Annotated in this window: 18 protein-coding genes, 1 pseudogene and 2 riboswitches; of the genes and pseudogenes, 8 read left to right on the top strand and 11 right to left on the bottom strand. The window is 70.8% G+C overall.

Translation table 11 applies throughout. The features are described 5' to 3' along the window. Nucleotides 1-8: 8 nt before the first annotated feature. A complete protein-coding gene (locus ACVHNB_RS07480; protein ID WP_456227658.1) occupies nucleotides 9-662 on the bottom strand; it encodes an AAA family ATPase in 654 nt (217 codons plus the stop codon). A gap of 141 nt (nucleotides 663-803) precedes the next feature. Continuing rightward, nucleotides 804-914, top strand: a riboswitch (glycine riboswitch). After that, a riboswitch (glycine riboswitch) is annotated at nucleotides 915-1,033 on the top strand. 53 nt (nucleotides 1,034-1,086) lie between these two features. On the opposite strand from ACVHNB_RS07480, the gene gcvT reads away from it, so the two are divergent. The 4 genes from gcvT (at nucleotide 1,087) to ACVHNB_RS07460 (ending at nucleotide 5,447) form a co-directional block, all read left to right on the top strand. Then, the gene (gene gcvT / locus ACVHNB_RS07475) at nucleotides 1,087-2,193 is read left to right on the top strand and encodes a glycine cleavage system aminomethyltransferase GcvT (RefSeq protein ID WP_428952189.1); all 1,107 of its coding nucleotides are present in this window, start codon (nucleotides 1,087-1,089) and stop codon (nucleotides 2,191-2,193) included. A gap of 68 nt (nucleotides 2,194-2,261) precedes the next feature. After that, nucleotides 2,262-2,639 carry a glycine cleavage system protein GcvH gene (gene gcvH, locus ACVHNB_RS07470; protein ID WP_428952190.1) on the top strand — a complete coding sequence of 126 codons (378 nt, stop codon included), beginning with the start codon at nucleotides 2,262-2,264 and terminating at the stop codon, nucleotides 2,637-2,639. A gap of 6 nt (nucleotides 2,640-2,645) precedes the next feature. Continuing rightward, nucleotides 2,646-3,911, top strand: coding sequence for a serine hydroxymethyltransferase (gene glyA, locus ACVHNB_RS07465; RefSeq protein ID WP_428952191.1), 1,266 nt, complete (start codon nucleotides 2,646-2,648; stop codon nucleotides 3,909-3,911). 165 nt (nucleotides 3,912-4,076) lie between these two features. Then, nucleotides 4,077-5,447: an L-serine ammonia-lyase gene (locus ACVHNB_RS07460; RefSeq protein WP_428952192.1), complete on the top strand. Its 1,371-nt coding sequence runs from the start codon at nucleotides 4,077-4,079 to the stop codon at nucleotides 5,445-5,447. 15 nt (nucleotides 5,448-5,462) lie between these two features. On the opposite strand, the gene ACVHNB_RS07455 is transcribed toward ACVHNB_RS07460, so the two are convergent. After that, a complete protein-coding gene (locus tag ACVHNB_RS07455) occupies nucleotides 5,463-6,455 on the bottom strand; it encodes a L,D-transpeptidase (protein WP_428957540.1) in 993 nt (330 codons plus the stop codon). A 245-nt stretch (nucleotides 6,456-6,700) separates the two neighbouring features. Between ACVHNB_RS07455 and ACVHNB_RS07450 the strand changes: the two genes are divergently transcribed. Next, on the top strand, nucleotides 6,701-7,252 hold the full coding sequence (locus ACVHNB_RS07450) for a glycoside hydrolase family 25 protein (protein ID WP_456228848.1): 552 nt from the start codon (nucleotides 6,701-6,703) through the stop codon (nucleotides 7,250-7,252). A gap of 21 nt (nucleotides 7,253-7,273) precedes the next feature. Here the strand turns inward: ACVHNB_RS07450 and ACVHNB_RS07445 are convergent, their stop codons facing one another. Then, entirely contained in the window at nucleotides 7,274-7,933 is a 660-nt protein-coding gene (locus ACVHNB_RS07445; RefSeq protein WP_456227657.1) for an NADPH-dependent F420 reductase, read from the bottom strand. A gap of 270 nt (nucleotides 7,934-8,203) precedes the next feature. On the opposite strand from ACVHNB_RS07445, the pseudogene ACVHNB_RS07440 reads away from it, so the two are divergent. Continuing rightward, nucleotides 8,204-9,274: pseudogene (locus ACVHNB_RS07440) on the top strand (2-isopropylmalate synthase); the annotation flags it as partial. 82 nt (nucleotides 9,275-9,356) lie between these two features. Here ACVHNB_RS07440 and ACVHNB_RS07435 read toward each other — a convergent pair. Together ACVHNB_RS07435 and ACVHNB_RS07430 are read right to left on the bottom strand one after the other, a co-directional pair. Then, a complete protein-coding gene (locus tag ACVHNB_RS07435) occupies nucleotides 9,357-9,572 on the bottom strand; it encodes an EF-hand domain-containing protein (RefSeq protein WP_456227656.1) in 216 nt (71 codons plus the stop codon). Nucleotides 9,573-9,619: 47 nt separating this feature from the next. Beyond that, nucleotides 9,620-10,534: a helix-turn-helix domain-containing protein gene (locus tag ACVHNB_RS07430; RefSeq protein WP_456227655.1), complete on the bottom strand. Its 915-nt coding sequence runs from the start codon at nucleotides 10,532-10,534 to the stop codon at nucleotides 9,620-9,622. Between the two features lie 51 nt (nucleotides 10,535-10,585). On the opposite strand from ACVHNB_RS07430, the gene ACVHNB_RS07425 reads away from it, so the two are divergent. Beyond that, a complete protein-coding gene (locus ACVHNB_RS07425) occupies nucleotides 10,586-11,224 on the top strand; it encodes a GNAT family N-acetyltransferase (RefSeq protein WP_428952196.1) in 639 nt (212 codons plus the stop codon). A gap of 11 nt (nucleotides 11,225-11,235) precedes the next feature. Here ACVHNB_RS07425 and ACVHNB_RS07420 read toward each other — a convergent pair whose 3' ends face one another. The 6 genes from ACVHNB_RS07420 to ACVHNB_RS07395 all read right to left on the bottom strand — a co-directional run bounded on the left by ACVHNB_RS07420 (nucleotide 11,236) and on the right by ACVHNB_RS07395 (nucleotide 17,716). Then, complete coding sequence (locus ACVHNB_RS07420) at nucleotides 11,236-12,408, bottom strand: YVTN family beta-propeller repeat protein (protein WP_428952197.1); 1,173 nt, start codon at nucleotides 12,406-12,408, stop codon at nucleotides 11,236-11,238. Beyond that, on the bottom strand, nucleotides 12,405-13,229 hold the full coding sequence (locus tag ACVHNB_RS07415; RefSeq protein WP_456227654.1) for a polysaccharide deacetylase family protein: 825 nt from the start codon (nucleotides 13,227-13,229) through the stop codon (nucleotides 12,405-12,407). Before ACVHNB_RS07415 ends, ACVHNB_RS07420 begins: the two co-directional genes overlap by 4 nt. A 309-nt stretch (nucleotides 13,230-13,538) precedes the next feature. After that, complete coding sequence (locus ACVHNB_RS07410) at nucleotides 13,539-14,042, bottom strand: ATP-binding protein (protein WP_428952199.1); 504 nt, start codon at nucleotides 14,040-14,042, stop codon at nucleotides 13,539-13,541. 283 nt (nucleotides 14,043-14,325) lie between these two features. Continuing rightward, nucleotides 14,326-15,093 carry an enoyl-CoA hydratase/isomerase family protein gene (locus ACVHNB_RS07405; RefSeq protein WP_428952200.1) on the bottom strand — a complete coding sequence of 256 codons (768 nt, stop codon included), beginning with the start codon at nucleotides 15,091-15,093 and terminating at the stop codon, nucleotides 14,326-14,328. A gap of 43 nt (nucleotides 15,094-15,136) precedes the next feature. Continuing rightward, nucleotides 15,137-16,330, bottom strand: a complete 1,194-nt coding sequence (locus ACVHNB_RS07400; RefSeq protein WP_428952201.1) for a L,D-transpeptidase — start codon at nucleotides 16,328-16,330, stop codon at nucleotides 15,137-15,139. A 168-nt stretch (nucleotides 16,331-16,498) separates the two neighbouring features. Then, complete coding sequence (locus ACVHNB_RS07395) at nucleotides 16,499-17,716, bottom strand: L,D-transpeptidase (RefSeq protein WP_428952202.1); 1,218 nt, start codon at nucleotides 17,714-17,716, stop codon at nucleotides 16,499-16,501. A gap of 146 nt (nucleotides 17,717-17,862) precedes the next feature. Between ACVHNB_RS07395 and glgX the strand changes: the two genes are divergently transcribed. Continuing rightward, nucleotides 17,863-20,142, top strand: a complete 2,280-nt coding sequence (gene glgX, locus ACVHNB_RS07390; protein ID WP_456227653.1) for a glycogen debranching protein GlgX — start codon at nucleotides 17,863-17,865, stop codon at nucleotides 20,140-20,142. Nucleotides 20,143-20,181 lie beyond the last annotated feature (39 nt).

Genomic DNA, 20,181 nt, shown 5'->3' with positions numbered 1-20,181 from the left:
CGGCGGGGCTACTCCCGGAACGTGATCCCGCCGAGCGCGTCGGTCGCCGCCCGGTCCAGCAGCACCGCCGACTCGATGCCCTCCGGCAGCTCGCCCCGCTCCGTCGACGTCACCAGCGCGCCCACCGCCCGGCGGTGCCGCGCGAACGCGTACCGCGACACCCCGCGGCCCCGCTCCCGCTGCCCGTCGAGCGCCGCCCGCGGCGGGACGTCGAGCAGCACCAGATGGACGGCGACGCCGCGCCGCCGGGCCGTGCGGATCACCCAGCGGCGCACCCAGGCCTGGGTGCCGCAGTCGTGCACGACGACGCTCGCGCCGGAGTGCATCGCCCGCCGCAGGCCCACGTAGTGCGCGATGCGGACCAGCGGGCGGTAGAGCGCGTACGGCACGCCGCGCGGCAGCCGGGCGGCCCAGCGCTCCCGGGTGTCCTGGGAGTCGATGCGCACGACCGTGACGGCCCGCCGCATCAGGGTCGACTTGCCGCTGCCCGGCAGCCCCGACAGCACGACGAGGTCGCCCGCCGCGAACCCGATCCGGCGCGGCGTACGGCCGCCGCGCCCGCGAAGATCCCGCACCGAACGCTGCCGCGGCACCCGCACCCCCGGCACCACCGTGACGGCTGATGCCGTCGTCGCGTACGCCCCCACGACTGCCTTATGCACCGTGATCGTCCTCCCCGTTCCGGTCACGCCACTCCTGCCCGCCAAGTGTAAAGAGAAGGTAATGCCCTACAAGGGGTTTCCCCGTTCGGCGGGCATGCAATGATGTGCGCGCCAAGCGCACACAACCGCATACCGGCCGCTTGAATCCGCGCGGGAGAGTTCCGGACACCTACTCGAGACATACGGGTACCCGGACGCCGAAGGAGCAAGTTCCTCCCTTGAATCTCTCAGGCCCCGTACCGCGCGGGCGAGGCACATCTGAAAAGCGGGCCGTCCGTCCAGCACGGCGGCCCCACCCAAGGTGCAAGCCATGACCACCAGTACGTGTGGTCGGGGCGAACCTCTCAGGTTCCGATGACAGATGGGGAGGACCTCCGCCACGGGGGACCCCTCGCCATCGCCGTCACGCCCGGGAGCACCAGCCATGACCCGTACCACCGCCCTCGACGCCCTGCATCGCTCGCTGGGCGCCACGATGACCGACTTCGCCGGCTGGGACATGCCGCTGCGCTACGCCAGCGAGCGCGACGAGCACAACGCGGTGCGTACGAAGGCCGGGCTCTTCGACCTGTCCCACATGGGCGAGATCACGGTCACCGGGCCGGACGCGGCCGCGTTCCTGAACTTCTCCCTCGTGGGCAACATCGCCACGGTCGGCGTCGGCCGCGCCCGCTACACCATGATCTGCCGCGCGGACGGCGGGATCCTCGACGACCTGATCGTCTACCGCCTCGCCGAGACCGAGTACATGGTCGTCGCGAACGCGGGCAACGCGCAGACCGTCCTCGACGCCCTGACCGAGCGCGCCGCCGGGTTCGACGCCGAGGTCCGCGACGACCGGGACGCGTACGCGCTGATCGCCGTGCAGGGCCCGCACTCCCCCGCCATCGTGAAGTCCGTCACGGACGCCGACCTGGACGGACTGAAGTACTACGCGGGTCTGCCCGGCACCGTCGCCGGTGTCGAGGCGCTCATCGCGCGCACCGGCTACACCGGCGAGGACGGCTTCGAGCTGTTCGTCGCCCCCGCCGACGCCGAGAAGCTGTGGCAGGCGCTGACCGAGGCGGGCGCGGAGTACGGCATCGTCCCGTGCGGCCTGTCCTGCCGCGACACGCTGCGCCTGGAGGCGGGCATGCCGCTGTACGGGCACGAGCTGACCACCGGGCTGACGCCGTTCGACGCGGGCCTCGGCCGGGTCGTGAAGTTCGAGAAGGAGGGCGACTTCGTGGGCCGCGAGGCGCTGACGGCCGCCGCCGAGCGCGCCGAGACCGCCCCGCCCCGCAAGCTCGTCGGCCTGGTCGCCGCGGGGCGCCGGGTCCCGCGCGCGGGCATGCCGGTCGTCCACGACGGCCGGGTGATCGGCGAGGTCACCTCCGGCGCCCCGTCCCCGACGCTCGGCAAGCCGATCGCCATGGCCTACGTCGACGCCGGGCACGCCGCGCCGGGCACGGCGGGTGTCGGCGTGGACATCCGCGGTACGCACGAGCCCTACGAGGTCGTCGCGCTGCCGTTCTACAAGCGCCAGAAGTAACCCGCGCCACCCCGTAGCGCTCACCCCACTGTCACCAGCACCGTCCCGCGTACAGGAGAATTCGCATCATGAGCAACCCCCAGCAGCTGCGTTACAGCAAGGAGCACGAGTGGCTGTCGGCCGTCGAGGACGGCGTCGCCACGGTCGGCATCACGGAGCACGCGGCCAACGCGCTCGGTGACATCGTGTTCGTCCAGCTCCCCGAGGTCGGCGACACCATCACCGCGGGCGAGACCTGCGGCGAGCTGGAGTCCACCAAGTCGGTCTCCGACCTGTACTCCCCCGTGTCCGGCGAGGTCACCGAGACCAACCAGGACGTCGTCGACGACCCGTCCCTGGTGAACTCGGCCCCCTTCGAGGGCGGCTGGCTGTTCAAGGTCCGGATCGCCGAGGAGCCGAAGGACCTGCTCACCGCCGACGAGTACACCGAGTTCTCCGGGAGCTGACCGAAGATGTCCGACAAGTCCGTACTGAACGAGTCCCTGCACGAGCTCGACCCGGACGTGGCCAAGGCCGTCGACGCCGAGCTGCACCGCCAGCAGTCGACGCTGGAAATGATCGCGTCGGAGAACTTCGCGCCGGTCGCCGTCATGGAGGCCCAGGGCTCGGTCCTCACCAACAAGTACGCCGAGGGCTACCCCGGCCGCCGCTACTACGGCGGCTGCGAGCACGTCGACGTCACCGAGCAGATCGCGATCGACCGGGTCAAGGAGCTGTTCGGCGCCGAGTACGCCAACGTGCAGCCCCACTCGGGCGCCTCCGCGAACCAGGCCGCCCTGTTCGCGCTGGCCACGCCGGGCGACACGATCCTCGGCCTGGACCTGGCGCACGGCGGTCACCTCACGCACGGCATGCGCCTGAACTTCTCCGGCAAGCAGTTCAACGTGGTCCCGTACCACGTGGACGACAACGGCCTGGTCGACATGGCCGAGGTCGAGGCGCTCGCCAAGGAGCACCGCCCCAAGGTGATCATCGCGGGCTGGTCGGCGTACCCGCGCCAGCTGGACTTCGCCGAGTTCCGTCGCATCGCCGACGAGGTCGAGGCGTACCTGTGGGTCGACATGGCGCACTTCGCGGGCCTCGTGGCCGCGGGCCTGCACCCGAACCCGGTCCCGCACGCCGACGTCGTCACGTCCACGACGCACAAGACGCTCGGCGGTCCGCGCGGCGGCATCATCCTCGCCAAGAAGGACTTCGCGAAGAAGCTGAACTCCTCGGTCTTCCCGGGCTTCCAGGGCGGCCCCCTGGAGCACGTGATCGCCGCCAAGGCGGTCTCCTTCAAGATCGCGGCGAGCGAGGACTTCAAGGAGCGCCAGCAGCGCACGGTCGAGGGTGCCCGCATCCTCGCCGAGCGTCTGACCTCCGAGGACGCCCGCGCGAACGGCGTGAACGTGCTCTCCGGCGGCACGGACGTGCACCTGGTCCTCGTCGACCTGCGCGACTCCGAGCTCGACGGCCAGCAGGCCGAGGACCGCCTCCACGAGGTCGGCATCACGGTCAACCGCAACGCGGTCCCGAACGACCCGCGCCCGCCGATGGTCACCTCCGGCCTGCGCATCGGCACCCCGGCCCTCGCCACCCGCGGCTTCGACGCCGAGGACTTCCGCGAGGTCGCCGACGTGATCGCCGAGGCCCTCAAGCCGGCCTACGACGCGGCCGCCCTCAAGGCCCGGGTGACCGCTCTGGCCGAGAAGCACCCGCTGTACCCCGGCCTGTAAGGGTTTAGAGGCAGTTACGTACCCTTGCGTACGTACACACTTCCGGGGCACCGCGCACACTGGAACCAGAAGCATCCAGCGCGCACGGTGCCCCGCCCGTGTTCCTGAACGTTCCGCACGACCCGGCAGACAACGGCGTCTACCAACCACCATTGGAGTTCCACCGTGGCCATCTCGGTCTTCGACCTGTTCTCGATCGGCATCGGCCCGTCCAGCTCCCACACGGTCGGCCCCATGCGCGCGGCGCGGATGTTCGCGCGCCGCCTGAAGAACGAGGGCCTGCTGGCCCACACCGCCTCGATACGCGCCGAGCTGTACGGCTCGCTGGGCGCGACCGGCCACGGGCACGGCACCCCGAAGGCGGTCCTGCTCGGCCTGGAGGGCGAGTCCCCGCGCACCGTCGACGTCGAGCGCGCCGACGAGCGGGTGGAGACGATCAAGGAATCGGGCCGGATCAGTCTGCTCGGCGTGCACGACATCGCCTTCTCCTTCGACGACGACCTGATCCTGCACCGCCGCGAGACCCTGCCCTACCACGCCAACGGCATGACCCTGTGGGCGTACGACACCGAGGGCACCGAGCTGCTCTCGAAGACGTACTACTCGGTGGGCGGCGGCTTCGTCGTCGACGAGGACGCCGTGGCCGGCGAGAACCCGATCGTGCCCGACGACACCGTCCTCAAGTACCCCTTCCGCACCGGCGACGAGCTGCTCCGCCTCACCCGCGAGACCGGCCTGTCCATTCCGGCGCTGATGCTGGAGAACGAGAAGGCCTGGCGCACCGAGGACGAGATCCGCTCCGGTCTGCTGGAGCTGTGGCGCGTGATGCAGGCGTGCGTGTCGCGCGGCATGTCCCGCGAGGGCATCCTGCCCGGCGGCCTCAAGGTCCGCCGCCGCGCCGCCGGCTCGGCCCGCAAGCTGCGCGCCGAGGGCGAGCCGCTGGCCCACGCCATGGAGTGGATCACCCTCTACGCGATGGCGGTGAACGAGGAGAACGCGGCGGGCGGCCGCGTGGTCACCGCGCCGACGAACGGCGCGGCCGGCATCATCCCCGCGGTCCTGCACTACTACGTCAACTTCGTGCCCGGGGCCGACGAGGAGGGCGTGGTCCGCTTCCTCCTCTCCGCCGGGGCGATCGGCATGCTCTTCAAGGAGAACGCCTCGATCTCCGGCGCCGAGGTCGGCTGCCAGGGCGAGGTCGGCTCGGCCTGCTCGATGGCGGCGGGCGCCCTCGCCGAGGTCCTCGGCGGCTCCCCCGAGCAGGTGGAGAACGCGGCGGAGATCGGCATGGAGCACAACCTGGGTCTGACCTGCGATCCGGTCGGCGGCCTCGTCCAGATCCCCTGCATCGAGCGCAACGGCATGGCCGCCGTGAAGGCCGTCACCGCCGCGAAGATGGCGATGCGCGGCGACGGCTCCCACAAGGTGTCCCTCGACAAGGTCATCAAGACCATGAAGGACACCGGCGCGGACATGAGCGTCAAGTACAAGGAGACGGCGCGGGGCGGGCTCGCCGTCAACATCATCGAGTGCTGACGGCCGGGCGCGGCCTCACAGGGCCGCGCTCGTCCCCTCCCCCGAGGCGCTCCCCGACAGCCACTGGTCCCAGCTCAGGTTGAAGGCCGCGTAGCCGTTGTCGGCCGGGGCCTTCGCGCGCGGGGAGCCGGAGATGGTCACCGGGTCGCCCTGCTTGACCTGGTCGTAGAACCACTTGGCGTCCGACATGGACAGATGCACGCAGCCGTGGGAACCGCGGGCGCTGCCGCTGCCCGGGTTCGGGTCGCCGGTGGAGTAGTGGACGTAGGTGCCGGACTGGGTGAGGTGGACGTCCCAGGGCAGCGTCAGGTCGTAGTAGTTGGCGCTGCCCTTGTCACAGCTGATGCCGACGCTGCAGGAGGTCATGTGGACCTCCTTCTGCTTGTCGATGACGGCCATCGTGCCGTTCCACGTGGGGTACTCGGCACTGCCCGCGTTGATCGACAGGGTGCGCACCGTCGAGCCGTTCTTGGTGACCTTCATGGTGTGTCCGGTGACGGACACGTCGGCGCGCACATCGTCACCGACCTTGAAGGTGTGGGTGTAACTGTGCACGCCGTAGCGGCCGTTGCCGTTGCTGACGCCCTCCATGTCGGCGACGACCTTCACCTGCGTACCGGAGGGCCAGTACTCCTTCGGACGCCAGTCGGCGCGCTTGTCGCCGAACCAGTGCCAGGCGCCCTCGACCGGCTGCGAGGTGCTCACCTTCATGTGCTTCTCCACGGAGGCGCGCGCCTTGGCGGCCACCGGGTCGGTGAAGACCACCGAGACCGGCATGGCCACGCCGACCGTGGTGCCGGTCTGCGGCATGATCGTCTCCAGGAGCATCGGCGGCCCCTTGGGCTTCGTCGGCGACGGCGACGCGCTCGCGCTCGGCTTCCCCGACGCCTTTCCGTCGTCCCCGCCCGCCTTGTCGCTGCTGCCGCTCCCGCCGCAGGCGCTCACGCCCGCCAGCGCCAGCACCGTCACCAGCGCGACCCCTATGCCGCCACCCTTGCGCCGTCCCACGAACTGCCCCGCTCTCTCCGTCACCCCGCGCGCCCCTGACGGGGCCGACTCTCCCTGTTCCGACTCCCTTTCAGACAGCTCAGCGGGCCGCGGTAGTTGCGTACCTCTGTGTAAAGCGTGTTCCAAGACTGCGGGTGGGCAAACGGCGGGCTTCTGGCCTGCCGGAGAAGATGACGGGCCGGCGGTGCCCGGTCGTCGACGATGGGTATGCCGATCTCGTCGCCCCCACCGACCAGGAGGCCCGCATGATCCGCGGTATCGACGTCAGCGCGTACCAGACCACGTTCGACACGGACGGCCTGTCATTCGTCCTCATCAAGGCGACGGAGGGCCGCAGTTACGTCAATCCGCGGCTGGCCGCGCAGACCAGACTGGCCCGCGACGGCGGCTGCGTCGTCGGGTTCTACCACTTCCTGTGGCCGGGGAACCTCACGGCGCAGGCCGAGTACTTCGTGAGCAAGGCCCCCGAGAAGGCCGGTGATCTGCTGGCCGTCGACTGGGAGACGACCGGGGACGGGTCGCGGGCGAGCAACGCGGAGAAGGACAAGTTCATCCGGGAGGTGAAGCGGCTGCGGCCGAACCACCGGGTCATGTTGTACTGCAACCGCGATTTCTGGCTCAATCGGGATACGACCTCGTACGCCGGCGACGGCCTCTGGATCGCCGACTACGTGACGGCGGGCAAGCCGCGCATCAAGGCCGACTGGACCGTCCACCAGTACACCGACCGTCCCCTCGACAAGAACGTGGCCCGCTTCACGACCAAGACGGCGCTGCGTGAATGGGCCACGCCCTGACGGGAGTCGACGCGGTGCGGGTCAGGCGCGCCAGTCCGGGGTGCGCTCCGGGGAGGCCGCCTCCAGGGCCTTGCGGACGGCGGTGGCGTCGGAGGCGAGGCCGTAGACCGGGGTGCCGGGCTGCTGGCGCCACGAGTCGTCCTGGCCGCCCGCGTCGACGGCGTCGAAGCCGATCTCGTCGAGGAGTGCGGTGACGACCTGCTTGGCCGCGGCGTCGTCGCTCGCGATCGGCAGGGCGACGCGCGCCGGGTCGCCGGCCGGGCGGGGCTTGTCGAGGATGTCCTGGGCGTAGGTGCCGTTGAAGACCTTGACGACCTGGTGGCCGATCTGGCGCTCGGTCCAGCGGCTCTCGGTCAGGCCTTCCTCGATCTCGGCGATCTTCCCGTCGCGCTGCTGCGGGTAGTAGTTGCCGGTGTCGATGACCGTGACGTCAGCGGCGGCCGCGTCCAGGAAGCCGTCGGGGAGGTTCGGGACGGCCTTGAGCGGGACGGTGACGACCACGACCTGCGCGTCGCGCACGGCGTCCTCGATGGTGGCGGGCGTGGCGCCGGTCTCCTCGGCGAGCGCGGTGAGGGTCTGCGGTCCGCGCGAGTTGGCCACGTGGACGTCGTGGCCGACGGCGGTGAAGCGCCGGGTGAGGTTGCCGCCGATGTTGCCCGCGCCGATGATGCCGATCTTCATGTCATGCCCTTCGCGAGAGATTCATGCATGTGCATGGAGTACGAACCTCCGGGGTGCGCGGGCTATTCCTCGGGTCGGCTCAAAGAGTGACGCGGGCTTCGCGTCAGTCTTCGGCCGGCGCCGGCGCCGGTGCGGTCAGCTTCCGCTGGATCGCCGTCAGCTCCTCCCGCGCCGCCCGCCCCGCCCGCTCCGCGTCCCCCGCGGCGACGGCCTCCACCAGTTCCGCGTGCGCGGCGTCTCCGTGGTCGCGCTCGGCGTGCCGTACGTCGGGACGCGAGCCCGGACCGCCCGGTCACCCACAATCTGCCCGCCACGGTGGAGATCGCGACGCCCAACATCTACGCGGACCAGATCGAGTACGTCCACCGGAACCTGGAGCGCCGCGAGTCGGTCGTCCTCTCCGTCCACCCGCACAACGACCGCGGCACCGGCGTCGCCTGTGCCGAACTCGCGGTCCTGGCCGGCGCCCAGCGCGTGGAGGGCTGCCTGTTCGGCAACGGCGAGCGCACCGGCAACGTCGACCTGGTCACCCTCGCTCTGAACCTGTACGCGCAGGGCGTCGACCCGATGATCGACTTCTCGGACATCGACGCGGTGCGCGAGACGGTCGAGCACTGCAACCGCCTCCCGGTGCACCCGCGCCACCCTTACGGCGGCGACCTCGTGTACACCGCCTTCTCCGGGACGCACCAGGACGCCATCAGCAAGGGCCTGGCCCACCGGGCGGAGCATCCGCAGGAGTTGTGGGAGGTGCCGTACCTGCCGATCGACCCGGCGGACGTCGGGCGCACGTACGAGGCCGTGATCCGCGTCAACTCCCAGTCGGGCAAGGGTGGGATGGCGTATCTGCTCAAGGAGCACCACGGCATCGATCTGCCGCGGGAGATGCGCCCGGAGTACGCGCGCGTCGCGCAGGAGGCCACCGACGACAGTGGCCGGGAGGCGAGCGCGGAGGAGTTGTACGAGCTGTTCCGCACGACCTATCTGGACGTCACCGGGCCGGTCCGCCTCGTCGACTGGACGACCCGGCAGGACGGCGCCGTGCACCGCTTCGCCTGCACGGCCGAGATCGACGGCGCGGTGCGGGAGCTGGCCGGCAAGGGCAACGGCCCGCTGGCCGCGTTCACGGACGCGCTGCGCGGCGCCGGTCTCGACGTCGGCATCGAGTCCTTCACCCAGCACGGCCTGGCCGCGGGCCCGGACAGCGAGGCCGCGGCCTATGTCCTCTGCCGGGTCGGCGACGTCCACGCGTGGGGCGCGGCCCGGGACACCTCGGTGCTGACCGCCTCCGTGGGGGCGGTGCTGTCCGCGGTGAACCGGGCCGCGGCCCACGCGATGTGAGCAGGCGCCAGAGGCCCGGCATGCGTCCGCCGGGGCGGGAGCGGACGGCTCCCGCCCCGGCGGACGGGGTTCGGTTCCCGGCTCAGGCCTTGTTGAGGTTGGCCCAGAACTCGTCGAAGGAGAGGACCTTGTCCCCGTTGGCGTCCTGCCGGGCGATGAGGACCTCGGCCACCGACTCGGTGACGTTGAAGTCGCCCATCTGCGCCATGGCGCTCTTGTACTCGGCCGCCGTGATGAAGCCGTCGCCGTCCGCGTCGAACCGATCGAACGCCTTGCGTGCTTCCTCGATGTCCGCCACCGGGACCACCCCTCGTTTTGCTTACTGCTGTGTTGACGGGGGTCAGATTAGCTGGCGAGCCGTGCGCGCAGTGCGGCGAGTACCCAGGCGAACTCCTCGTTGTGACGCGGCAGCGGGTCGAGACCCCGCACCAGGGACACCAGGTCGCGGAATCTGGCGACGTCGTCGTTGGCCGCGGCCTCCAGGCGTTCCAGGACGTCGGCCAGGTCGGCGTCGCCGAGCAGGCCCCGCAGCACCTCGCCCGCCTCGCCCGATCCGGGCTCGACGCCGCGCTGCCGGGCCTCCCCGGCGAGCTGCACGAGCCGGCTCATGAACCACAGGGAGCTGCCGGGCGGCACGTCGGGGCCCCGGTCCGCCGCGTTGAACTCGGACATCTTGCGCATATGGGCCCGGAACGCCCGGTCCTGCATCAGTTCGGCCAGTTCCACCCAGGCATCGACCTGCCGGCTCGACGGGTCGTCGGGCAGATCGGGGACCATGACCCGCAGCCGGTTGCGGATGTCGGGGTCGGCGGCGTCCAGGCCGCCGAACGTCTGCTCCATGAAGTCGTCGATGATGTGCTTGCGTTCGGTGGCGGAGAGCCGCGCCAGCCTGTTCATGAGGGCCATCTCCTCGGTGGTCGAGTTGCGCTTCGCGACCGTCGACAGCACCGCCCGGTTCAGCCGCAGCGCGCGCATCTGCGCGTCGAGGGCCCGCACGTGGGCGGCGGCCACGGACGCGATGTCCCGCTCGCCACCCAGCACCTTGCGTACGTCGTCCAGGCCGAGGCCCAACTCGCGCAGCGTGCGGATCAGTTCCAGGCGGGCGACGGACTCCGCGTCGTACAGTCGGTAGCCGCCGTCGCTACGGGTCACGGGGTGCAGGACACCTTCGTCGGACCAGTAGCGGATGGTGCGCACCGTGAGTCCGGTGCGGCGGGCCAGCTGTCCGATCGTGAGCAGCGGCGGGCCGTCGTCGATCATGTCTGGGAGTCTGGGCCTTCCAGTGGGTGGAGACTCAAGTCAGGAGCCGAAGTGAATCTGCGCGACATTCTGGACGCGGCGGCCAAGGGTGTCTTCCCCGCGCCCGACGGGACCCTGACGGTCGTCCCGCAGACGAACGAGCGGGACGCCGGGATCCTCGCGTTCACGGCGCACACGGTGGTGGTCACGGACGAGCCGGCGGCGTGGGTGCGCGAGACGCTCGCGGCGGTGGACTGCGATCCGTTCTCGGCGCCGATGAACGCCCGGTTCCTGACGGCGTTCATGGACCGTACGGGACGCACGCACGAGACGATCGACCTGGTGACGGTGGCTCCGGCGCTGGCGGGGCCGCCTCCGCTCGCGCTGCGCGAGATCCACGACCGCGCGCACCCCCGGGTCGTCCGGGCGCTCGCGCACCGGGACGACGTGCGGGTGTGGGAGACGGACGGCGGGGTGCTGGCCCTCGGCCGGGGGCTCGGCGGGCGCTGGGAGGCGTCCCTGGAGGTGGACGAGGCGGCACGTCACCGTGGGCTCGGCCGCCAGCTGGCGCGCGCGGCCCGGCACGTGGTCCCGGACGGGTTCGTCTGGGCCCAGCAGTCGCCGGGCAACGCGCGCAGCGTGCGGGTGTTCCAGGCGGCGGGGTATCGGGCGGCCGGCTCCGAAGCGCTGATGCTGAAGATGGCCGAGTAGCGGGGCCGCTCCTACCGGAAGATTCCGGTGTGCCCCAGGGAGTAGCGCCCCGGCTGCGGGTACACGGCGAGGCCGTGCGGGCCCCGGCCCACCGGGATGCGGGCGATCTGGACACCGGTGCGGGTGTCGATGGCGTAGACCTCGGAGTCGTACCGGCCGGACAGCCACAGCGTGTTGCCGTCCGCCGAGACGCCGCCCATGTCGGGGCTGCCGCCCTGGGGCAGCTTCCACTTCTTCGTCACCTTGTCCTGGGCGAAGTCGAAGACGGAGACGGTGCCCTCGCCGCGGTTGGAGACGTACATCTCCTTGGAGTCGCGGCCGACGTAGAGGCCGTGGGTGCCTTTGCCGGTGGGCAGCAGCTTCGGCTTGGAGAAGGTGTCGCCGTCGAGGATCCACATGCCGTTGGCCATCATGTCGGCGACGTAGAACTTCTTGCCGTCGGGCGACATCTTCACGTCCTGCGGCATGGCTCCCTCGAAGGGGAGTTTCTGCTGTCCGACGACCTTCATCTTCGCCGTGTCGACCTTGAGGAGTTCGCCGCTGAACTCGCAGCTGACGATGAAGTAGCGGCCGTCGAGGGAGAAGTCGGCGTGGTTGACGCCGTAGCAGCTGACCGGCTCGGTGTGCTGGACCTTCATGGTGTGCGGGTCGCGGAAGACCAGTTCGCGGTCGAGCGAGGCCATGACGACGGCGTGCTTGCCGTCGGGCGTGAAGTAGAGGTTGTACGGGTCGTGCACGTCGACCGTCTTTCCGGCCTTGCCGGTCTTCGGGTCGATGGGGGTGAGGCTGTTGCCCTTGTCGTTGTTGACCCACAGCGTCTTCATGTCCCAGGAGGGGACGACGTGCTGGGGCTCGCGGCCGACGGGGATGGTCTCGATGACCTCGAACGTCTTCGGGTCGATGACGCTGACCGTGTCGGACTCGGTGTTGGGGACGTAGACGCGGGACGGGAAGTCCTTGACCACCGGTGAGAGCTTGTTCGGGCGGTCGGCGGCGTAGACGTCCTTCGGGTCGAGGACGGGCGGCATGCCGGGCAGCCCGTACACGGCCTGCTGCTTCGGCACGGCGGGCCGGACCGGCTTGGCGATCTCGGCCCGCTCGGCTCCGCAGCCCGTGAGCGCGGCGAGGACGACGGTGCCGGCGGCCGCGAGGAGGACACCGGTGCGGCGGGAGTTGATGTTCACGTGAGCAGCTCCGTGCAGGTCACCGCGGTCAGGCCACGGCGGTCGAGGTGGTCCAGGAGGGGCGGCAGGGCGGCGATCGTGTCCGCGTATCCGAAGTGCAGGCTGACGACCGAGCCGGGCCGTACGGCCGAGGTGACGTTCTCGACGACGGCGCTCGCGCCCGGCGAGGTGAAGTCCAGCGAGTCGACGTCGTACGACAGCAGGTGCGGGTAGCCCGCGCGCTGGGCGAGGCGGGTGACGAGCGGGGTCGCCGTCTGGGTGCGCGAGGGCCGGAACCAGGTGCCGATGGAGCCGGTGAGGCGGCGGATGCGGTCGGCGCAGCCGGTGATCTCGGCGTAGGCGTCCGCCTCGGACAGGGTGTTGATGTCGATGTGGTGGAGGGTGTGGTTGCCCAGGTCGTGGCCGCCGTCGAGGATGCGCCGGGCGACGGCCGGGTGTGCGTCGAGCCAGGTGCCGACGGCGAGCACGGTGACGTGGGCGTCGGCCCGCTCGGCTTCCTTCAGGACCGCGTTCGCGATGGCCGGGTCGCCCTGGCCGTGGAAGGTGAGGGCGACGCGGTCGCCGGTGCGCGGGCCGTGGGCGATCTGGGCGGGCAGACCGGGCAGCCGGCGGGGTGCGGGGGCGGCTCGCGCGGGGCGGGGGGATGCAGGGTGGGCGGGCCGGGGGGATGCCGGGTGGGCGGGCCGGGGGGATGCAGGGTGGGCGGCCGGTGCGGGGGTGGCCGTCTGCTGGTCGGCGGCGCAGCCGGTGGCGAGGGCGGCGGTGAGCCCGGCGCCGACGCGCAGGGCCGAGCGGCGTCGGATCGGTTCTGCCTTGGTCACCCGCCCATTTAAGGGGGATCACCGACAAAAGCCTCTTACCGACCCGGGGGCCTTAAGGATTACTGGATGCCGGGTGTATTCATTCTTCATTTACCAGCCCCGTGGCCCACATCACCAATGATTCATTTGGCCCTGGGTGACCTTGTCTGCCATGATCGGTGGCACGACCCCCATTGACCCGGGCCAGGTCGTCGTCAGACGCCGCGGACTACACCCCCCACTGTTCGCGGCGCATCACACGAAAGCCCCCGCGGCGCCGCACGACGGCGAAAACGGGGGCTTTCGTGCGTCCGGGGTCCGCGCGGGGGGTCAGCGGTCGGCGACCCGCATCTCGAACCAGGTCGTCTTGCCGCGCGGCAGCAGGTCGACGCCCCAGCGGTCGGAGAGCCTGTCGACGAGGAAGAGGCCCCGCCCGGAGACGTCGAAGTCCTGCACGGGCATCAGGCACGGCAGGCCGCGGGACGGATCGCGCACCTCCACGCGGATCCAGCCGCGGCGGCGCAGCATGCGCAGCCCGAAGACACGGGCACCGGTGTGCCGCACCGCGTTGCCGACGAGCTCGGAGACGAGCAGGACCGCGTCCTCGGTCATCTTCGGGGACAGTCCCCAGTGCCGCAGGACGACCACCTGGGCCAGCCGCCGGGCGGTCGCCGCCGATTCGGGACGCGACGGCAGCGGTACCTCCGCCTCGGTCGGATTCCCGAACAACTCCAGCGCCCTCAGCGCGTATTCGTCCTCGACCGCGGGAGACCAGCGCGCCGCGGTCGCACTCCCGTGCCGCCGTGGATGTTCCACACCCTCAAGCCCCGCCATGCCCCCATGATGGCTGCACAAAGGCGGCCGTGGGGCCGTTCCGGCTGAATAAGCCCCCCGGAACGCCTCATTCCGGAGGGCCGGTTTGGCATATGCCGCCGGCAGTTAAGGGTCCGGCGCGCACCGCCTGACCTGCGATGACTTACCGTGCGCGACCGGATCGTGATCGTCACGGGCAAGGTTTGTTTAAGGTTCTCTTAAGGCCAGGATAATGTGCCCCAATGGGGGACGCGATCAACTCGACTCAGTGACAAGGGAGTTGACCGCGCCATCTGAGGGCCCCTCAGGCGAACTTCGCCTTGCCCGGACCCTCCTCCACAAAGCTGCGCATTCCGGTCTCCCGGTCCTCGGTCGCGAACAGACCCGCGAACCAGTTGCGCTCGATGGCGAGCCCCGTCTCCAGGTCCGTCTCCAGACCGGCGTCGATCGACTCCTTCGCGGCGCGCAGCGCGATCGCCGGGCCCTGGGCCAGCTTCGCCGCCCAGGCGTGGGCCGCCGAGAAGACCTCGTCGGCCGGGACGACCCGGTCCACCAGGCCGATGGTGAGCGCCTCGTCGGCCTTCACGTGCCGGCCGGTGAAGATCAGGTCCTTGGCCTTGGAGGGGCCGACCAGCCGGGCCAGGCGCTGGGTGCCGCCCGCGCCGGGGATCAGGCCGAGCAGGATCTCCGGCTGGCCGAGCCTGGCGTTGTCGGCGGCGATGCGGAAGTCGGCGCACAGCGCCAACTCGCAGCCGCCGCCCAGGGCGTAGCCCGTGACGGCGGCGACGACCGGCTTGGGGATGCGGGCGACCGCGCTGAACGAGTCCTGGAGCGCGCGGGACCGGACCACCATGGCCGCGTGGTCCATGGCCTGCATCTCCTTGATGTCCGCACCGGCCGCGAAGACCTTCTCGCTGCCGCGGACGACCACGGCCCGTACGTCGGTACGGGCCGTGGCCTCTGCCGCCAGTTCCCTGATGCGGTCCTGGGCGGCGATGTCGAGGGCGTTCATCGGGGGGCGGTCGAGGCGGATCGTGCCCACCCCGTCGGCGATTTCCAGGTGTACGGTCATGCCCCGCACGTTAGCGGGCGTTCACACCCGCGCGGCTGTCGCCCTACTTCTTCCAGTCCGCCCAGGACATGTTCCAGCCGTTGAACCCGTTGTCCGGGGCCACCGTCTTGTCGTGGGTGTTCTTGACGATCACCACGTCGCCGATCATCGACTGGTTGAAGAACCAGGCCGCCGGGACCTTGCTGTCGTAGCCGCCGCGGACGTCGCGCAGGCCCACGCAGCCGTGGCTGGCGTTGTAGTTGCCGAAGGCGTCGCCGCCCCAGTAGTTGCCGTGGATGAACGTGCCGGAGGTGGTCAGGCGCATGGCGTGCGGGACGTCCTTGATGTCGTACTCGCCGCCGTAGCCGACCGTCTCGCCGTTCATCCGGGTCACCGCGAGCTTCTCGCTGATGACCATCTGGCCGTCCCAGGTCTCGTAGCCCGGCTTGCCCGTCGTGATCGGGATCTTCTTGAGGGTCTTGCCGTCCCGCTTGACCGTCATCGTGTGCGTCTTCGCGTCGACCGTGGAGACCTGGCTGCGGCCGATGGTGAACTTCACCGTGCGGACCTGCTTGCCGTAGACACCGGGCCGGCCCTCGACGCCGTCGAGGTTCAGCTTGACCGTGACCTTGGTGCCGGACGCCCAGTACTCCTCGGGGCGGAAGTCCAGGCGGTCGTTGCCGAACCAGTGGCCCTCGACCGGGACGGAGGGCTCGGTCGTGACCGTGATCGCCTTCTCGACGTCCTCGGGGTGCGTGATGCCCCGGGTGAAGCGGACCGAGAACGGCATGCCGACGCCGACCTTGGAACCGTCCTCCGGTGTGAACGTACCGATGAAGGTGTTCTTCGGAGTGAGCGTGGTGAAGGTGGTGTCCTTGGCCGACTCCCGGCCGTCCGCGTCCTTCGCGACCGCGTGCACCTTGTACTTGGTGGCCGCGGCCAGGTGGTGGGCGGGGGTCCAGCTGCTGCCGCCGGTGATCTCGCCCTCGACCGCGTTGCCCTTGGAGTCGGCGACCTTCACCTCGGTCAACTTGCCTTTGTCCGCGGTGACCTTGAGGGCCCCGCTGGTGGCGACGTCGTCGGCGCCGTCCTTCGGCGCGACGGTCACGACGGCCTGCGACGGCTTGTTCGCCTCGGCCGCCTTGCCGGATTTCCCCTTGCCGTCGTGACCCGAGTCGGTGCCCCCGCCACCGCACGCGGTGACCAGCAGCAGAGCCGCCCCCAGCAGAGCCGCCGATATCGGTCGTCGCCCGTTCAAGATGTTCTTCTCCCCTCGCACGGCCTCGGTCCAAGGCCCGCACCCCTGCGCGTCTGCGCGCGCACTGCGAAAGATTAACCGCACGACCTGGGAAAACGGATCCCCGCTAATGTCACCGTTCGGTCCCAACGCCCGCGCGGCAGCCCCCTTTCCGCGGCTCCCGGGGGGTCAGCCCGCCGCGGCGCCGGCCCGCCACTCCTTCCAGTCCATGTTCCAGCCCCCGAGGCCGTTGTCAGGAGCCACTTTCTTGTCAGCGCTGTTCCTGACCTCGACGACGTCGCCGATCAGCGTGCGGTCGAAGAACCAGCCCGCCGGCGTGAGCGAACTGCCGCCCTTCACGTCGCGCAGACCGACACAGCCGTGGCTGACGTTGCTGGAGCCGAAGACACCGCCCGACCAGTAATTGCCGTGCAGGAACGTGCCGGAGTCGGTGAGCCGGATCGCGTGCGGCACGTCGGGGATGTCGTACTCGCCGCCGAAGCCGACGGTGCGGCTGTTCATCCGGGTGACGTCGAGCATCTCGGTGACGACCATCTTCCCGTTGTACGTCGTCGAGCGCGGCGCCCCCGCGGTGATCGGCAGGGTGTCGACCAGCTCGCCGTTCCTGCGGACCTCCATGGTGTGGGCCGCCGCGTCGACCAGGCTGACCTGGCTGCGGCCGACGGTGAAGGAGAACGACTTGTCCTGCAGTCCGTAGACGCCGGGGGCCGCCTCCACATCGCGCAGGCCGAGGCCGACGGTGACCTTGGTGCCCGGCTTCCAGTACTTCTCGGGGCGGAAGTCGAGCCGCGTCTTGCCGAACCAGTGCGGGGCGATCTTCACCGCGGGCCGGGACGTGACCCGGACGGCGCGCTCGACCGCGGCGCGGTTCTCGATCTCCCGGTTGAACTCCAGCTTCACGATCATGCCGGTGCCGACCGTGGCGCGGTTCTCGGGCGTCACGTAGCCGATGAAGCGCTCGTCGGGGACGAACGTGGTGAAGGTGGTGTGGCGGGCCATGCGGCGGCCGGCGTCGTCGACCGCGACCGCGTCGACCGTGTACTTCGCGGCGAGCGTCAGCCGGTCCGCGCCCGGGCCCGTGGGCCGCCAGCGCGTGCCGTCCTCCTCCAGGCGCCCCGGCACCCGCTCCTCCTGCGCGTCCTGGATCCGGACGACCTTGACCGACTCGAGCCGCCCCTCGGGAACCTCGACCTGGAGCCGTCCGTCCGCCTTCACTTCCTTGCTCGCGTCGTCCGGCGTGACCCGGATCAGGTCCTCGGGCGAGCGTGGCTTGCCGAACACCTCGCCCGAGTCGCATCCGGCGAGCCCGCCGACCAGTCCTGCCCATGTCAGTACGGCGGCCAGTGTCGCCCCTGCGCGCCGCGCGCGCCTCACAGCTGTTCTCACGTCAGGCCAACGACGCTCCCCCCGCTGGGGAAACGTGAGTGCGACCCGAGCTCTGGGCAGAACAGGGAGGGGGGACGCAAGGGAGCGCGGCCGGGACGCCGTGCGCCCTGCTGCCCATCGGTCGTGGAGCCGCGGGAGGCTGTCAGGTGTCGAGCGCACCCGAGCAGGAGGCAGTGCAGGCCGGCGTTCCGGCCGGACGGACGGGGAACGGACGGCCACCGGCCCGCGCGTCGGCGCCGTACGGCCGCGAGCGCGAGCCCGCTGCCCGGGTCGCGCCCGTGTGGCCGGGGACGTCCGTGCCGCTCGGCGCCCGGTTCCGGGTCGGCCCGGACGGGGTCGCGGGGACGAACTTCGCGCTGTGGGCCGGGGGCGCCGAGTCCGTCGAACTGTGCCTGTTCGACGAGGAGGGGCGTGAACGCCGGGCGCCGCTGGCCGAGTTGACCCATGAGATCTGGCACGGCTTCGTGCCGGGCGTGCTGCCCGGGCAGCGCTACGGCTTCCGGGTGCACGGCCGCTGGGACCCGTGGACCGGCGCCCGCTGGAACCCGGCGAAGCTGCTGCTCGACCCGTACGCGCGGGCCGTGGACGGCGAGTTCCGGCTGCCGCCCGAGGTGTACGGGCATGTGCGGGACTGGCCCGAGCAGCACGTGGCCGACACCGTGCGCGACAGCCGGGACTCGGCGCCGTACGTGCCGAAGGGCGTCGTGGTCCACGACGACGCGCCCGACGACGAATGGGTCGACGACCGGCGCCCGAAGACACCGTGGGCGGACTCGGTGATCTACGAGCTCCATGTGCGCGGCTTCACCCGCCGGCATCCCGGTGTCCCCGAGGAGTTGCGGGGGACGTACGCGGGCCTCGCGCATCCCGCGGCGATCGAGCATCTCACCCGGCTCGGGGTGACGGCGGTGGAGCTGCTGCCGGTGCACCAGTTCGCCCACGAGGACCATCTGCTGCGCAGGGGCCTGAGGAACTACTGGGGCTACAACTCGATCGGCTACTTCGCCCCGCACGCGGGCTACGCGGCGTCCGGCACGGCCGGGCAGCAGGTCGGCGAGTTCAAGCGGATGGTGCGGGCGCTGCACGACGCCGGGATCGAGGTCATCCTCGACGTGGTCTACAACCACACGGCGGAGGCGGGCGAGCTGGGCCCGATGCTGTCCCTGAAGGGCATCGACAACCGCGGCTACTACCGGCTGCAGGGCGACGCGCGCCGCTACGCCGACTACACGGGCTGCGGCAACACGCTGCACGTGGTCCAGCCGCACGTGCTGCGCCTGATCACCGACTCGCTGCGCTACTGGGTGACGGAGATGGGCGTCGACGGTTTCCGCTTCGACCTGGCGGCGGCCCTGGCCCGCTCGATGCACGACGTCGACATGCTGTCCCCGTTCCTCGCGGTGATCGCGCAGGATCCGGTGCTGCGCCGCGTGAAGCTGATCGCCGAGCCCTGGGACGTGGGCTCCGGCGGGTACCAGGTGGGCGCGTTCCCGCCGCTGTGGACGGAGTGGAACGACCGGTACCGCAATGCCGTACGGGACTTCTGGCGCGGTGCGCTCCCCGACGTACGGGACCTCGGCTACCGCCTGTCGGGATCGAGCGACCTGTACGCGTGGGGCGGGCGGCGGCCGTACGCGTCGGTCAACTTCATCACCGCGCACGACGGTTTCACGCTGCGCGACCTGGTGAGCTACGAGCGCAAGCACAACGAGGCGAACGGCGAGGGCAACCGGGACGGCTCGAACGACAACCGGTCCTGGAACGGCGGCACCGAGGGCGAGACGGCCGATGCCGCCGTACTCGCCCTGCGCAGGCGGCAGTTGAGGAATCTGCTGACGACACTGCTGCTGTCGACGGGCGTGCCGATGCTGGTCGCGGGCGACGAGTTCGGGCGCACCCAGCGCGGCAACAACAACGCGTACTGCCAGGACAACGAGATCAGCTGGGTCGACTGGGGGCTCCTGGACGATCCCGGCTGGCGGGCGCTGTTCGACCTGACGTCCCGGCTGATCGCGCTGCGGCACGCGCATCCGGTGCTGCGCCGGCGGGCGTTCTTCTCCGGGCGCGCGCACTCGGCGGACGGGCTGCGCGACCTGGCCTGGTTCACGTCGCGCGGTACGGAGATGACGGAGCGGGACTGGTACGCGCCCGCGGCGACGCTCGGCATGTACTTGTCCGGGCGGGACATACCCGGCCGGGACGCGCGGGGCGAGCCGGTCGAGGACGACAGCTTCCTTGCCGTCCTGCACGCGGGTGACCGTGCGGAGAGCTTCGTGCTGCCGGGTGAGCCGTGGGCCCGGGCGTACGAGGTGGTGGTGGACACGGGTCTGGAGGCGCAGGGTGCGGAGCCCGGGGTCGTGCATGCCGCGGAGGATGTGGTGACCGTGGGGGCGCGGAGCGTTCTGCTGCTGCGGGTCCGGTCCTAGCCGCGGGTGGGCGGGGGCTGGTCGCGCAGTTCCCCGCGC

Source organism: Streptomyces sp. YJ-C3 (assembly GCF_053891275.1).
This window is presented reverse-complemented; position numbering and strand designations above follow the sequence as displayed.

What these genes read in the sequence shown, in the direction of transcription:
- ACVHNB_RS07445 (WP_456227657.1), bottom strand. Translation starts at nt 7,933, where the DNA reads ATGAAGATCGGCATCATCGGCGCGGGCAACATCGGCGGCAACCTCACC.
- ACVHNB_RS07405 (WP_428952200.1), bottom strand. Translation starts at nt 15,093, where the DNA reads ATGACCGTACACCTGGAAATCGCCGACGGGGTGGGCACGATCCGCCTC.
- gcvH (WP_428952190.1), top strand. Translation starts at nt 2,262, where the DNA reads ATGAGCAACCCCCAGCAGCTGCGTTACAGCAAGGAGCACGAGTGGCTG.
- ACVHNB_RS07450 (WP_456228848.1), top strand. Translation starts at nt 6,701, where the DNA reads ATGATCCGCGGTATCGACGTCAGCGCGTACCAGACCACGTTCGACACG.
- glyA (WP_428952191.1), top strand. Translation starts at nt 2,646, where the DNA reads ATGTCCGACAAGTCCGTACTGAACGAGTCCCTGCACGAGCTCGACCCG.
- ACVHNB_RS07430 (WP_456227655.1), bottom strand. Translation starts at nt 10,534, where the DNA reads ATGATCGACGACGGCCCGCCGCTGCTCACGATCGGACAGCTGGCCCGC.
- gcvT (WP_428952189.1), top strand. Translation starts at nt 1,087, where the DNA reads ATGACCCGTACCACCGCCCTCGACGCCCTGCATCGCTCGCTGGGCGCC.
- ACVHNB_RS07410 (WP_428952199.1), bottom strand. Translation starts at nt 14,042, where the DNA reads ATGGCGGGGCTTGAGGGTGTGGAACATCCACGGCGGCACGGGAGTGCG.